This is a genomic window from Halomarina halobia, from assembly GCF_029338575.1.
Taxonomy (GTDB): domain Archaea; phylum Halobacteriota; class Halobacteria; order Halobacteriales; family Haloarculaceae; genus Halomarina; species Halomarina halobia.
In genome coordinates this window covers 366,021-380,498 of sequence record NZ_CP119993.1, presented here as the reverse complement: position 1 = coordinate 380,498, position 14,478 = coordinate 366,021, and the positions used below count along the sequence as shown (strand labels likewise).

General features: G+C 58.6%; 9 protein-coding genes. 7 read left to right on the top strand and 2 right to left on the bottom strand.

The window, feature by feature from the left end; translation table 11 throughout:
- The first annotated feature begins 268 nt into the window (after positions 1–268).
- The 4 genes from P1K31_RS17225 (at position 269) to P1K31_RS17210 (ending at position 6,132) form a co-directional block, all read left to right on the top strand.
- Entirely contained in the window at positions 269–1,036 is a 768-nt protein-coding gene (locus P1K31_RS17225; protein WP_276306551.1) for an IclR family transcriptional regulator, read from the top strand.
- Positions 1,037–1,766: 730 nt separating this feature from the next.
- Positions 1,767–2,882 (top strand): TRAP transporter substrate-binding protein, encoded by a 1,116-nt coding sequence (locus P1K31_RS17220; RefSeq protein ID WP_276306550.1) that lies wholly within the window; start codon positions 1,767–1,769, stop codon positions 2,880–2,882.
- Positions 2,883–2,946: 64 nt separating this feature from the next.
- On the top strand, positions 2,947–4,905 hold the full coding sequence (locus tag P1K31_RS17215; protein WP_276306549.1) for a TRAP transporter large permease: 1,959 nt from the start codon (positions 2,947–2,949) through the stop codon (positions 4,903–4,905).
- Positions 4,906–5,127: 222 nt separating this feature from the next.
- Entirely contained in the window at positions 5,128–6,132 is a 1,005-nt protein-coding gene (locus tag P1K31_RS17210; protein ID WP_276306548.1) for an ornithine cyclodeaminase family protein, read from the top strand.
- A 370-nt stretch (positions 6,133–6,502) separates the two neighbouring features.
- Here P1K31_RS17210 and P1K31_RS17205 read toward each other — a convergent pair whose 3' ends face one another.
- Complete coding sequence (locus P1K31_RS17205; protein WP_276306547.1) at positions 6,503–7,825, bottom strand: aminotransferase family protein; 1,323 nt, start codon at positions 7,823–7,825, stop codon at positions 6,503–6,505.
- A gap of 967 nt (positions 7,826–8,792) precedes the next feature.
- Between P1K31_RS17205 and P1K31_RS17200 the strand changes: the two genes are divergently transcribed.
- Positions 8,793–9,557: an IclR family transcriptional regulator gene (locus P1K31_RS17200; RefSeq protein WP_276306546.1), complete on the top strand. Its 765-nt coding sequence runs from the start codon at positions 8,793–8,795 to the stop codon at positions 9,555–9,557.
- Positions 9,558–10,232: 675 nt separating this feature from the next.
- Here the strand turns inward: P1K31_RS17200 and P1K31_RS17195 are convergent.
- Positions 10,233–10,937, bottom strand: coding sequence for an IclR family transcriptional regulator (locus tag P1K31_RS17195; RefSeq protein ID WP_276306545.1), 705 nt, complete (start codon positions 10,935–10,937; stop codon positions 10,233–10,235).
- A gap of 332 nt (positions 10,938–11,269) precedes the next feature.
- Here P1K31_RS17195 and P1K31_RS17190 point away from each other — a divergent pair, with 332 nt between their 5' ends.
- Positions 11,270–12,736 (top strand): FGGY family carbohydrate kinase, encoded by a 1,467-nt coding sequence (locus P1K31_RS17190; protein WP_276306544.1) that lies wholly within the window; start codon positions 11,270–11,272, stop codon positions 12,734–12,736.
- A 151-nt stretch (positions 12,737–12,887) separates the two neighbouring features.
- A complete protein-coding gene (locus P1K31_RS17185; RefSeq protein WP_276306543.1) occupies positions 12,888–14,453 on the top strand; it encodes an FGGY-family carbohydrate kinase in 1,566 nt (521 codons plus the stop codon).
- The last annotated feature ends 25 nt before the right edge of the window (positions 14,454–14,478 follow it).

Below are 14,478 nucleotides of genomic sequence, written 5' to 3'. Positions count from 1 at the left end.
ATCGTCCGAAATATGCGACGGAGAGGCAGCGCAACCCTACGGAGGATCTCAGGCAGTCAAGCGGGCCAGAATGGCCACAAATCGCCGGATAGTGGATTCTGTGCGGGAATACGCAGTCCAGCGAAGAACGTTTGTATACCGCTACGAGGAGACGTAGCAGGTCCGAATCTACCTAAACGAACGGGCATACGGGGTTTCTCGATCTCCCGTGTTCTGGATTCGATATAGAGGAACATTAAATAGGGATCGGATCTAGAGACAGGATACCATGGTATCTCCCGGCTCGAATGGACGGTCGCTAAAAACGATCGAGAGGTCGTTCGAGATCGTTGAACACCTGATGGAACGAGATGGGGCGCGAGTATCCGAACTTGCGTCGCATCTCGGTCTACCCAAGAGTACAGTTCACAGCTACCTTACGACCCTTCACGGAATCGGCTATCTAATCAAAGAGGGAGACGAGTACCACGTTGGATTACGCTTCCTCGATGTCGGTGGTTACGCGGCGAATCGCAAACGCGCATACAGGATGGCAGGTCCGAAGGTGAAGGAGCTCGCCGAGGAGACCAAGGAACGCGCTCAGTTCATCGTAGAGGAGTCCGGATACGGTATCTACCTCCACCACGAGATCGGGAGCCAAGCCGTTCGAACGGATGTTCGCGTCGGAAAGCGGACGCATCTCCACACAATCTCGGCCGGTAAGGCTATCCTCGCGTACCTCCCCGAACACGAGGTCCGGCGGATCATCGACGAGCGTGGTCTGATTAGGAAGACTGCGCACACGATAACCGACGAGGAAACTCTGTTCGATGATCTCGAGCGCGTTCGGGAGCAGGGTTACGCGCTCAACCGCGAGGAGCGGATCGATGGGCAATGTGCGATCGGCGCCCCGGTTCGGATCGATGACCGCGTCATCGGCGCCTTTAGCGTTTCCGGTCCTACTCACCGGATGAAGGGCGAGCGACTCGAGCGGGAGATCGCCGACCTCCTGCTCGGGACCGCCAACGAACTCGAACTGAACATGGCTTACTCATAGATCCCATTTTTATCAACATCCGCGGAAAAATCCGGGAGGATGGTAGTATACTACATCGGACGGTTCACTCTGTACACCCTAACAAGTCCAGTTAGGAAGGGATGGAAATAAAGCACGTAACTCTGCTCACGCCGAAGGTCACCCCACTGGGTAAGAGAGTTAACGAAGGTGAAACTCTTAAGTAAGATCGGGGATCGCTGCCCGGAGATCGACCGTATCTGTTAGGCACTACGCGACACTTTTGCGTAACGACTGTACTTATGTTATCCACATCAGGTGTTACTTCCGGAAGGGAGAGCCAGTCATTCAGTAGATGAAAGAGTGAGCGTTTTCATCTGCGATATCCGGATCTAGTACGCGAGAACCCCATTACGGAGCCTTCCCTTACAAAACCACGCATGTTTGGACATCTGCAACTGCAACAGATAAAATAGTCTGCTATAGCCGAACCATCATTACCACCGACCGGAGGTAACACATCAACGAACACAGTTAAGGTCGTAAATACTCACAAGAAATGTTCGATCCCATGGTCCTGAATTATCGTCGGTTTCTCCGTGTAGTAGAGTGCTCACTGGCTGTGACCCTGAACTCGGACATATATTAAAACGAGTTCAACAACTATCTCGACTCCATGCCGCAACTAGCACCCCCAAGCAGCAGATTTCATTAACGATAACTCACTTGATGATAACGCTTATATATCGTTAGGTGCATGTCGACATAGATCATGGCAAAACAAGGCATCACAAGGTCCCGCCGCGAGGCCCTAAAACGAATTGCGGGAGCGGGAAGCGTTGGTCTCGTCGGCTTCTCCGGATGCATCGGTACCGAGGGCGATGGAGGTACTAACGGGAGTTCCGGCGGCAAATCCGACGCCACACTCAAGTTCGCACTATCGGGAAACCAGCAGAGTGCCCACTACAAGGGGGCAGAGCTCCTGGCGGAAACGGTGAATGAGAAATCAGACGGTCGCTTGCAGCTCGACGTCATTTGCTGTCAGAAAGCCGGTGGCCCCCCCGAAATTGCGAAATCCGTCCAGCAAGGAACGTTAGACATGGGGCTTTCAGCGGTGAACAACCTCGCCGGATTAACTTCAGCGTGGTTGTTCGTCCAGCTGCCGTACCTCTGGAAGGACCATCGCAACCTCTATTCGTTCTTCAACGAGGCAGATGTCGTCAAACAGATCAACGAGAACGCCTACGAAAACCTCAACAACATCCGAATCAAAGCTTACTGGGGGAGCAATGGGGGGAGTATGCGTCACCTCCATCTAACCTCTAACGCCGGACTCAAAGTACCAAGTGATGCGAGCGGGCAAAAGATCCGGGTTACCGAATCACCCATCGAGAAATCGACTGTCGGGGCGTGGGGATTTAGCCCCAGTCCGGTCGCGTGGAGCGAGACCGTTCCGGCGATGAAACAGGGCGTCGTCGACGGGATCCACATCCACTACTGGTGGCTCTACGATTCGGGCATGTACAAGCAGATTCAGTACACCGTTGAGACGGCAACTCAAGACAGCCCCGCTGTCCTCTACGTCAACCGTGGTACGTGGGACGGGCTATCCGAGGACCTTCGAAACGTCCTCGATGAATCGCTCGACGAGGTCACGCCCAAGCAGATCGAGATGGACCTTAAACAGGGCAAGACAGGGAAACAGAGGATCAAAGAAGAGCATCCCGACATCGAGATCTACCAACCTTCGGATAACGAGATGGAAGAGTGGCAGCGAGTCACCAGCGGGGTTTACGAAGAGTGGCTCGGCAAAAAAGGGGTCGAAGAGGAGGTCGTCAAAAAGGCACTCGAGTTCCAGGACTACACTCCCCCGGGTGTAAACCTCTGATATGATATTACGACCGACAGCAGGAGGGGGCTCGATGGTAAATGTAGTTAACGATGGATGAAGCATGAGTACGATCACACGTACGGGAGACGGACTGCGGGAAGGACTTGAACGACTCGAGCCCGGACTCGATCGAATCGAATGGGGACTGCGGCTATTATTGAAGTGGATCTCGATCGCCGCGTTAGTCGGTATCGTAGTGTTCGTTAACGTCAACGTGTTTTTCCGCTACGTTCTCAGTAATTCCCTCTCGTGGCCGGGGGGAACGTCGGTCATCCTGAACATCTGGGTCACGTACGTCGGCGGCGCTGTCGCCTACTACGTCGGGGACCACGTGAGCGTTCAATACATCCATCAGAAGCTCCCGGCTAACCATGCGAGAGCCGTCACAGTGTTCATCAACGGGTTGGTCGGTCTCCTGGGATTCGCCATGCTCTGGTGGGGGAGCCAATTAGCCATCTCACAGGCGAGTAGCCGAACTGTCTACGAAGTTCTCGGAATTACTTCGATCTCGCTGTTCTGGACCCGTATCCCGTTGGCGATCGGCGGCTGTTATCTCGTCTTCGAGGCGGGCCGACAGATTCTCAAGACGCTGATCGACGACCTAGAGGACGACAGCTACGCGGCAGCCATCTCACTGGCGTTGTTCATCGTCCTCGCGATGACGTTGTACCTCGCTCGGATTCCGTTTCCGGGGCAAGGGGTGCTCGAAATCGCCGCCATCTTCGGACTCCTGATCGTGCTAATCGTCATCAATACGCCCATCGCGTTCGCGATGGCGCTCAGCATGCTGATCTTCCTCCTGTTCTTTCCGAATTCGCTTGATATCCTGATGCCGCTACTCGTGATCCAACAGATGGGGCAGGCGCTCAGCGGGTTCTCGATTCTCGCTATCCCACTGTTCATCTATGCAGGTCGGATCATGACCATCGCGGGGATCACGAGTCGGATCATCGAGTTCGCGAACCTCCTCGTCGGACGGATGCGAGCGGGGCTTTCGCACGTCAACGTGGTCGCGAGCATGCTGTTTGCGGGGATCTCCGGATCCGCCGTGGCGGACACTGCGGCCGTCGGTAGTATCCTGATCCCGGCGATGGAGGACGAAGGATACGACACTGGCTACACGTGTGCGGTCACGTGCTCGTCGTCGGTGATCGGTCCGATCATCCCGCCGAGCATCATCATGATCATCTACGCGATCACCGTTCCCTCCGTCAGCGTCGCCGGCCTGTTTATGGCCGGTGTGGTCCCGGGGCTGCTGTTCGGACTCGGCATCATAGCGACGACGTACGTCGTCGGATACCGGACCGACTGGGAGAAGTTTCCCGAAGTCGAACACCGCGACCGACCGACCGCCCGCGAGGCCGGCGGGATCGTCAAAGATACGGTGTTCGCGCTGATCATGCCGCTCATCATCATCGGAGGGATCCTCTCAGGAGCGTTTACGGCCACGGAAGCAGGCGGCGTCGCCGTACTCTACGCGATCGTCGTCGGCCTGTTCGTCTACCGCGAGATGACCCTCGCCGAGTTCATCGACGCCTCGTACAGCGCAGTTACAATGTCCGGAGTGACGCTGTTCATCATCGGTGCGGCGAAACCGATCACGCAGGTGATGGCGATCAAGGGGGTCCCCGAACAGATCGCCGCGATCCTGCTTTCGACGACCAGTCAGGGGATTCTTCTCGTTCTGCTAATCGTTGCACTCCTCTCGATACTCGCCCTCTTCATCGAGTCCATCGCCAATATCCTCCTCTGGGCACCCGTTTTCGCACCGCTCGTCGTCGAGGTCGGCATCGATCCCCTCCACTTCGCCATCGTGATGATCATGACCCTGGCGATGGGGATGATCACCCCACCGCTCGGTGTGACGCTGTTCGTCGCCGCACCGATCGCGAACACGAACATCGAAACCATCGCGAAGAACATCGTCTTCTTTTTCCTGATCGAATTTTTGGTCCTGGTTACGGTCATCCTCGTGCCCGAAATCGCACTTTGGTTGCCCCGAACCCTCGGATATGGCTGATTGATCCCACTCCCGTTCTGTGGTTCCAGCGTCTATCAGACATCCATTTCCCACTGAATCAGGTTCGGAAGTAAATGGTAACGATGGTTTCTGGTTATACATGACTCTTATGAGGAACTACAGAAGATGGAAAAGGACGACGATCACTGGCTAACGTAGCAGAACTGTATAAATATTACAATAACGCTTAATAGTGAACGGATCAACCAGAACGATACACCCATGAGTATGCTCGAATCAGAGGAGATAGCGAAGCATGGAACCCTAATGATCGATCGTACGGAGTTGGATGAGTGCGTCGATATGGCGAAGGTGATCGACGCGGTCGAAGACGCGTTCGTCGGATACGAGCAAGGGACCGCGGTGATGCCCCCGAAAACGTACGTCGATCTCCCCAAGCGCAACGGCGATTTCCGCGCGATGCCAGCGTACGTGAGCGGCGCGGCGGGCATCAAATGGGTGAACGTGCACCCGGACAACCCCGAGCGGTACGGTCTCCCGACCGTGATGGGTGTCGTCATCTACTCTGATCCCGAGACCGCATATCCGCTGGCGATCATGGACGGAACGAAACTGACCCGCTATCGGACTGGTGCCGCGGCGGGAGTCGCCACCCGCCATCTCGCTCCGTCCGACGCGACTAGTTTAGGGCTACTCGGGGCAGGAGAGCAGGCGCACACCCAACTGGCAGCGATCGCCGCGGAAGTGGATCTGGAGCGAGTCGTGGTCACGGATCTCGATGCAGATGCGATCGAACGGTTCTGTGAGGACGAGGCCGATCGCGCCGACGAGGTCGTCGGTGGGACGCCCGAGGACGTCGCGGGCTGTGACGTCATCTCGACGACGACACCCTCCAGAGAACCGATCTTGAAGCGCGAGTGGATCGACGCCGGGACGCACATCAACGCGATGGGTGCCGACGCCGAAGGAAAGCGAGAACTTGATCCAACTATTATCGAAGACGCCGCCGTGGTCGTCGACGACTGGGAGCAGTGCTCGCATAGCGGCGAAATCAACGTCGCCGTCGCCGAAGGACAGCTCTCGCGCAGAGACGTCTACGGGAACCTAGGCGAGATCATCACTGACGCGCTATCCGCGCCTGTCGACGGGATCACCGTCTTCGATTCCACCGGGTTAGCGATTCAGGACATCGCCACTGCGCGACTGATTTACGAAACCGCCCAGGAACGCGGTGCCGGCTATACGTTCGATCTCGTCGGGACATGAACGACAGACGCACGATGTCGCAGTTGTCTCGAGATCCCTCAGACGGACAACGACTCGCGTAAGCGTCCCGGCAGGCTACATCGGCGATAGCTAGCGCGAACGCACTTTTCCTCCCATTCCGGATCGACTCACGGTTCGCGGCGATACTGTATCAATAGGCTGGCCGATCCTCGATTGCCGGCCCTCGGACATCGGCGAATATCCAGGAACCAATCCACCGGTAGAAAGCGCTCGGATACTAGTCGGAGAATCGCCCCCGATTCAGTTACATGACCACTAGGGGAGAACGGGGGAGTTTGCGAGCATCACACTCTCGACCGACCGATCGTGATCGTCCGCTGCTCACTTGACGCGATCTACGATGATTGCGTCACTCGAACACCTCGGTGATCCCCGCGTCGAGGGCGGCGACCGCGTTCTCGATATCACGCTCATCTACGCAGAACGGTGGCGAGAGGGTGACCTGAATGGACGGCCGGCCGCCACCGATCAGGACACCCTCCTCACGTGCGACGGCAACGATGTCGTCCACAGGATTGTGTCCGTGTTCGATCCGCGGATCGAACACTGGTTCCCCGGTATCGGGGTCGGCGAACTCGACGGCCCAGTGGAAGCCGCGGCCGCGAACATCACAGACGGCGGGGTGTCTCTCCAATTCCTCGAGTTTCTCTCGGAGAGTGGGAGCGAGTTGCCTGACGTTCGGGATGAAGTCCTCGTACTCGTCGATGGCAGCCACGCCAGCCGCACACGCGACCGGGTTGCCCGCGAAGGTCTGGCCGATGTCCATCGCGTCCTCCCGGAGGGCGTCGCCGAGTTCCGGGCGCATGAGGACACCCGCCAGCGGCGCGTACGCGCTCGTGACCCCCTTTGCGAACGTGAGCATGTCCGGCTCAAGGGCTTCTGTCTGACTGCCGAACCAGTCGCCGCAGCGACCGAACCCGGTGATCACCTCGTCGACGATCAGGAGGATCTCGTACTCGTCGCAGAGGTCGCGGACGCGCTCGAAGTATCCCGGCGGTGCAGTGAAGGCCCCGCTCGAACCGCCCACTACCTCGGTGACGAGGGCCGCGATCGAGTCCGGGCCCTGATTCCGGATAACGTATTCGAGATGGTCGGCGGCTCGCTCTGCCAGTTCCTCGGGGGAGTCGGCATCGAACGCCGGATCCGCACCCTGGAACGGAGGCAAGAACTTCACGTTCCCAGTCGTCTGGGCGTGAGATTCGACCGGCAGGCGTATCGCAGCATCGCCCGTGATCCCCGCCGTCGTGTACGTCCCGCCGTGGTACGAGCGCCATCGCGTCAGTACCGTCGAGGCGTCCTGAAACTGACGAGCGATCTGGAGTGCCGCCTCGTTGGCCTCGCTGCCAGAAATCGAGAAGAACACGTCCTCGAGGGAGTTCGGTGCGACGTCGGCCAGTCGATCGGCGAGTCGCGTCCGCGCGTCGTTGTGCACCGCCGACGAGACGTACTGGACCCGATCGAGCTGGTCGTTCATCGCCGAGACGATGGCCTCGTTGCCGTGTCCCGCGTTCACGCAGTACAGCTGGGACGTGAAATCAAGGTACTCGTTGCCGGCCGAGTCACGCACGTACGCGCCGTCGCCATCGGTGATCGTGATCGGCGTATCGCCCATGTGGCCGAAGTGAGCGAGCACGCTGCTCTCCTCTACCTCAACCTGTTCGCGCTGCGCCATACCCCACGTTCCTTTTCGGAATGTTTTATAAGTACCGATTCGTGTAAATAAAGTAACTGCTCTGATCTGCCGCTAGATCGATATCGATCTTCAATTCCACCGACCCGTGCGTAGCAGATTCTATGTTCTTTGTCTTTACGACGACGCTCGTAGCGTTAGGTGCTGGTGTGGGACTTTACTACAATCGGAACGACGCTCCTCGCACGCCGATTCGACTCGGTCGGGCGATCGGTGTTCATCGCGTCGTCGGTCGGGCTGCCGGACTGGCTGCGCCGGCATTCGTTGCGGCGATTGGGACCGTCCGTGACTAGCGAGTCGTTCTTCTTGTTGAGGCTATGGTGTCACCAATAGTGTTCGTTCTCGCCGCTCGACATCTCTATACAGCTCAGACCAGTCATTCGGCGAGGCACCCCGATTCGCGTATTGATTGCACCTGTCTCGTCCGATTTCTTTCGAGCCATTTTTAGTACTCATGACCGGTCTATCTGCTCTTGGAGAGCTCGTGGATGTGGCGACGGGAACGTTCCTACCGGCGATGCTCGTCGATCTGTACTCGCTCTCCGTCGGGCAGATTAGGCGGTTTAGCATATAAACACTACCGATGGTATCCTGTCTGCACTACTTTTCTCAGACATGTTTTCGGTGATGTCTCGTTGTCGTCGATCAGTATGTAGATCGAGTGGGGGTAATCTCGGGATACACGTCAAATCGAGCGGGTGATCGCACACGTACTTATGAGTATATCGTGGGTCAACCATCTTGTAGGAGTGAAACACGCTATCTGTCTTCGTGGCCAAGTACGATCCGTCGGCGAATTATCTCCGTACGGTTCGGAGAGCCAGTTTTACGGCCAATCGCTCGTTCTGGGAGGACATCGAGACCCTTGGTTAGAGGAATTCACCGAGATACGTCGCGCAGAATCCACTAGCGGGAAACCATTATTAGTGCACCCCTTCGGATAGTGACTATGAATAATAAACGAAAAACGATCAACGCGACGATAAAATCGATTCGGATAATCGAAATGATCAAATCAGCGAACGGTACGCGGCTCCCAGACCTCGTTCAGGAATTGGGGTATTCGAAGAGTACTGTCCACAGTCACCTCAACACCCTCCGTGAGCAGGGGTACGTCACGAAAGAGGGGGAGATATATCATCTGAGTCTGAAATTTTTTCACCTCGGACAGTACACCCGTGACCGGGACGAGCGATATCGTCTAGCCAAACAAAAAACGGAGGAGTTAGCAGAGGAACTGAATCAAGCGGTCGATTTCGATGTCGAGACCAACGGCCGGATTATCACGCTCTTCCATAAAGCGGACGAGTCGACCGAGATCGGGTTCACGGAAGGCGACTATTTCTACGTCCATACAAGCGCCACCGGGAAGGCTATCCTCGCGGAATTCTCTGAGCGACGAGTCCTCGAGATCCTCGATCAGTGGGGGATGAAACGAAAGACGGAGCACACGATCACGGATCCCGACGAACTGCTAGAGGACTTAGAACGGACACGGGAGCGTGGATACTCTATCGTCGATCAAGAATGGCTTGAAGGACTTAGAGCAGTCGGCGCCGTAGTCAATCTACCGAACGGTAGACCACTCGGTGCGTTGAGTACGGGTGCCCCCACGTACCGACTTACTGACGAGACGATCGAAGACGAGATCGGACCGAAGCTGGTAAAAGCTGCGAACGAACTCACCGAAGACGTCAGCGAGATACTGCAGTAGCGGTCACCAGCTGTCCAGACACTGCGTGTTTCTCTCCGTCGAACGTTGGAACCAAAGTGGGAACCACTGCGTTGTCTCTAATCCGTATAAAAGCGAGTGCTGTCTCTCGGCAGGTCAAGCCTAAAACAGTTGGCGTTACCCGACAGCGTTTATTATTCCAATGTATACTGTTCCAGACCGGTACCGCGCGATCTCCCCGGCAGGTGATTCTTGAATAGTTTTCCCTGTTAAGTTCGTATTTAGACTATCTAGGAAACGACGGCGCCAATCCGAGCACGTAGTGAAGTGACCCCCATTGCTCGGTCATCACCGCACATTATAAGGGTGGAAAAAGGGTTTGGTAGAGAGATACCATTAACACTGCCCCTCCCATGCGCGCATATTTGATAACACATGTATTACTGTTACCCCTTACCGCTACATCCGTCCCTTATCACCGAGGTGGGTCGGTGTTGCGTTGTGATTATCGGAGTATCGTCAGAACTCACGTCACGATACTCGTTCTGAAACGCAGAACTCATCGTGGGACATTCGCGCCAGTCCCTCATAACGATCGAGTTCGCTCTCACGGTCGTAGAAACACATATAGGAGGTGGAAGTGCGAATCCCCTAGATACGCCATCGCCTTCCCGTCGGCATGGCGAACAGTGAACGTCGAAACGGCGGTTTCCAGCGTCAGTAACGGGAGTAACTCACGTTCAACTCCAACTCGTTGGAGACATCCAGTACGAGGTCGGCGACCTCCCATTCGTACTCGGGGTTCCGGAGTCGATGAGCGGGTCCGGCGACGTTCAGCGCACCGAGGACCTCGCCGTTCGTGTTCGTGATCGGGACCACGATAGCGCGTAGTCCCTTGACGTACGCCTCGGCGGCGGCGACGTACCCGTCGGTTTCGAGCGCCGTTACGATCTCTTCGTCGGCACCCTGTCGGCCGGACGCCGCGGTCAGCACTCGCCCCGCTGTGAGTTCGTCGAGGGAAGTTCGCCGCCCGACACGCGCATTCGTCTCGACCGCCTGCTCGCCGCGCTCCATGAACACGACGATCGCGGCACCGCACTCGCTGACGAGGAACTGGCAGATCTCCCCCGTCTCTTCCGCAATCTTTCGTACTTTGGGTTGGATAAAGCGGAAGTCGGGGTTGCGATCTCGGACGTGCCCCCCGAGGTCGAGATACCGGAATCCCAACTGAAACGTATCGTCCTCCTGGATGACGTAGTCGTGCCGTTCGAGCGTCCGGAGATGGTTGTGGACGGTACTCTTGGCGATGTCGAGTGCCTCGGCGAGTTCGGAAACGCCCGCACCGTTCCGGGCCTGTATCTCCTCGACGATACCCAGCGTCGTCTCCACCGACCGCACCGGCACGTTGGGCGAGTCGTTCATGCGCCATCCAGCGTTCTCGAACTACAAGAAGGTTCTGTTGCTCAGAACAGAAGTCCCTCGAAACAGATCGAGGTATCCCCACCGGACGAACACCATCTAGGGATAGGGAGGTTCTAAACGCCACCGGCGAGTGGTGGACGTTCGACTATCGTTCTATGAAGCAGAACGGCTCTGGTGGCGCGTCGAAGCGTTGATGTACCCGACGTCTGTAGGCGGGATATGGTTCGACCCGTGGTAAGGATGCGGCGGTCGGACGCCGTCGAACGACCGACGGACGAACGAGCGAAGGATGTCGCTCCGCGTGACGAGACGGCGGCACGTGAGCGAGTCCGATGAGTGAGACGTATCTCGTCGGTATCGACCTCGCGCTGTCGAGCGTTCGCGTCACCGCCTACGATTGGAACGGCGACGTCGCGTTGAGCGGCACCGCCGACATCGCCGAACAGTCCCCCGCGGGCTGGGAGCGAGCGGTGCGCGAAGCCGCGGTGTTCCTGCCGCGAGCGCGGATCGTCGTTTCGACTATCGGGACCTCGGGAACGGTGGTTACCGTCGACGAGTACGGGAACCCTATATTTGAGCCTCGCTGGTACTACGAAACCGAACCCGAGCAGGCTGACGAACTCCTCGATCTGGATACTGTGCAGGAACTCTCCTCGAAGGGACTCTCACTGTCCGCTGCTAGCCCGCTCGCGAAGGTGCTGGCCCTCCGCGAACGGAACCCTGACCGATTCGACGACGTCGAGTGGATACTCAGTCCGGCCACGTGGCTGCTCTATCGCCTTCGCTACCCAACCGGCCGCCGCTGGACCGACCTCGAAACCGACTGGACGAACGCGCTCAAGTTCGGTGCGGACATCACGAGGTCGGCTCCCGATTGGTTCGAGCCGCTGTTCGACGCGGTCGACGTACCGCTCGACCTCTTACCGGCGATCCGTCGACCGGGCACGACTGTCGGCCACGCGGAGAGCGAATTCGCGGCCGATGTCGGCCTCAGGGACGCGGAGCTGTACCACGGACTCACGGACGGTAACGCGTCGGTACTCGCGTCCGGTTGCCTCTACCCCGGCGACTGTAGTATCGTCTGCGGGTCCACGAGCGTCGTCAAGTACGTCTCGGAGACGATCGAACCGCACGACGCCCTCTACTACCACCGACACCCCATCGAGGGATATCTTCCGGGCGCGGCGTTCGATACCGGCGTCGTTCTGAGGTGGCTGTGCGAGCAGGTCCTCGACATCCGTCAGGAGCGTGGCCTCGAACTCGCCCGCGCCGTCGATTCGGACGACGAGCCGCGCGTATATCTACAGGGGAATCGGAGTCCGTTCTTCGACCCGGGGATGGGTACAACTCTGCTAGATCTCTGGCCCGACGACGAGCGCTCGATCGGGGAGACGCGAGGGCGTCTCGTCAGAGGACTGGTGAGCAGTATCGCGCTCTCCGAGTACACGTACTTCCCGATCCTCGAGGAACACTTCGGGGAGGCGGTCGACCGGATACACCTCGTCAGCGGCGGGGAGCCGGCGGGCGACGACCCCTTCAGCTGGTGGAACACGCTCCGGGCGTCTATCTGGGACCGCGAGGTGCTGAAGATGGAGCCTCGCACGACGGTCGGCCCTCTGATTCCGGCCGCGCTCACCGCATCGGTCTACGAGGACGTCGACGAAGCCAGCGAGCAACTCCTACGAGTGAACGGTAAGGTCCGGGCCGACGACGATCTCCGCGAGGAGTACGAACCGGTCAAACGTCGATTCGCCAGCGAGTGGCGGTTGATCGCCGACCTCTACGAGGACCTGAAGTAACCTCCAGATCGGGCGCCCGCGTTTCGATTTCCCGTGTTCGTCGTCGCACACCGATCGGCACGGATACCACGTACGTTCCCCGGCAAGCTAGCGTGACAATCGTCGCCAACACCCAAACTATTATTACTCCCATCGTAAACTATCATCAACTATGACGCAGGTACTGCTCGGTATAGACGCGGGGACGACCGTCATCAAAACGGTCGCGTTCACGCTCGACGGCGCTTCTCTTCACCGGAGTAGCGTCGAAAACGCGGTCGAGAATCCGGAATCGGGGTGGGCCGAACAGTCGATGGAGACGACGTGGGGGAAGACGGCCCGAACCGTTCGAGCCGTCGTCGAGTCGTTGGAAGAAGATGCCGAAATCGTCGGGCTCGGAGTCACGGGTCAGGGCGACGGCTGCTGGCTCATCGACGAGGCCGGCGACCCCGTTCGCCCCGCGATCCTGTGGTCCGACGGCCGCGCCGGCGAATACGTCAAACGGTGGCAGGAGGAGGGAATCGAGGATCGACTGTACGACATCTGCGGTGGCAGTCAGTTTCCGGGGAGCAGCCTCGCCATCCTCCGCTGGCTGAAAGACAACGAACCGGAAACCGTCGAGGCGGCCTCCACGGTCTTCTGGTGCAAGGATTGGCTCAAATACCGGCTGACGGGAGTACGGGCGACCGACTTCAGCGACGCGTCACTGCCGTATCTCGACGTCGCGGCACAGGAGTACTCCGACGAGGTACTCTCCGTCGTCGACATGCCGGAAATCGCCGACATGCTACCGCCGCTCGTCCCCGGAACGAAACTCGTCGGCGAGGTGACCGAGGCGGCGGCGAGACGGACCGGGCTTCCGAACGGGACGCCGGTCGTCTCCGGCTTCTTCGACGTCCCCGCCTCCGCGATCGGGAGTGGCGCCGTTATGCCCGGCGACGGTTCGTCCGTCGTCGGTACGACGTCGCTCAGTCAGACGCTCCTCGACGAGCCGATCACCGGACCGGGGCGCGTCGGCATGACGGCCGCGCTCGACGAAGGCAGGTGGAGTCGATTCATGGCCTCGATGACCGGGACGCCGAACCTCGATTGGGCCATCGAGGAGATCATGGACAAGACGGAGTTCGACCTCGTCGAGGAGGAAGTAGAGTGCGTCCCCATCGGATCGGACGGCGTCCTCTACCACCCGTTTCTCAGCGTCGCGGGCGAGCGGGCTCCCTTCTCCGACCCGAACGCCCGTGCCCAGTTCATGGGGCTCACGCAGGAGCACACGCAAGCTCACCTCGTCCGCGCGGTGTACGAGGGTATCTCGCTCGCGATGCGGGACTGCTACGACAGTCTGCCGTACGACGCGAACGAGATCTACCTGAGCGGCGGCGGAGCCAACTCCGACTTCTGGTGTCAGATGTTCGCCGACTGCCTCGACGCGACGATACTCGTTCCCGAGGGCGAGGAGTTCGGCGCGAAGGGCGCGGCGCTGCTCGCGGGAATCGCGACCGGGCGTTACGACGACCTCGAGAGTGCCGTCCGGGAAACGTCGTCGGTTAGCCGGTCGTTCGAACCGCGACCGGAGTGCGTGGAGCAGTACCGGCGGTGGTACGACGTGTACAAGAGTGCCTACGAGGCGACGTTCGACGTTTGGGATCGGCGTATCGACGCCCTCGACGACCTCCGACGGATGGCCACCGATACCGCCGGGATCGAACCGAGCGAGACGGACGCCGCGGGAAAGATCTGAGCCGCCGATCGAGCCATACCCGGAT

Bases quoted from the DNA above. Each gene is read 5' to 3' on its own strand.
- P1K31_RS17225 (WP_276306551.1), top strand. From the start codon at position 269: ATGGTATCTCCCGGCTCGAATGGACGGTCGCTAAAAACGATCGAGAGG.
- P1K31_RS17220 (WP_276306550.1), top strand. From the start codon at position 1,767: ATGGCAAAACAAGGCATCACAAGGTCCCGCCGCGAGGCCCTAAAACGA.
- P1K31_RS17215 (WP_276306549.1), top strand. From the start codon at position 2,947: ATGAGTACGATCACACGTACGGGAGACGGACTGCGGGAAGGACTTGAA.
- P1K31_RS17210 (WP_276306548.1), top strand. From the start codon at position 5,128: ATGAGTATGCTCGAATCAGAGGAGATAGCGAAGCATGGAACCCTAATG.
- P1K31_RS17205 (WP_276306547.1), bottom strand. From the start codon at position 7,825: ATGGCGCAGCGCGAACAGGTTGAGGTAGAGGAGAGCAGCGTGCTCGCT.
- P1K31_RS17200 (WP_276306546.1), top strand. From the start codon at position 8,793: ATGAATAATAAACGAAAAACGATCAACGCGACGATAAAATCGATTCGG.
- P1K31_RS17195 (WP_276306545.1), bottom strand. From the start codon at position 10,937: ATGAACGACTCGCCCAACGTGCCGGTGCGGTCGGTGGAGACGACGCTG.
- P1K31_RS17190 (WP_276306544.1), top strand. From the start codon at position 11,270: ATGAGTGAGACGTATCTCGTCGGTATCGACCTCGCGCTGTCGAGCGTT.
- P1K31_RS17185 (WP_276306543.1), top strand. From the start codon at position 12,888: ATGACGCAGGTACTGCTCGGTATAGACGCGGGGACGACCGTCATCAAA.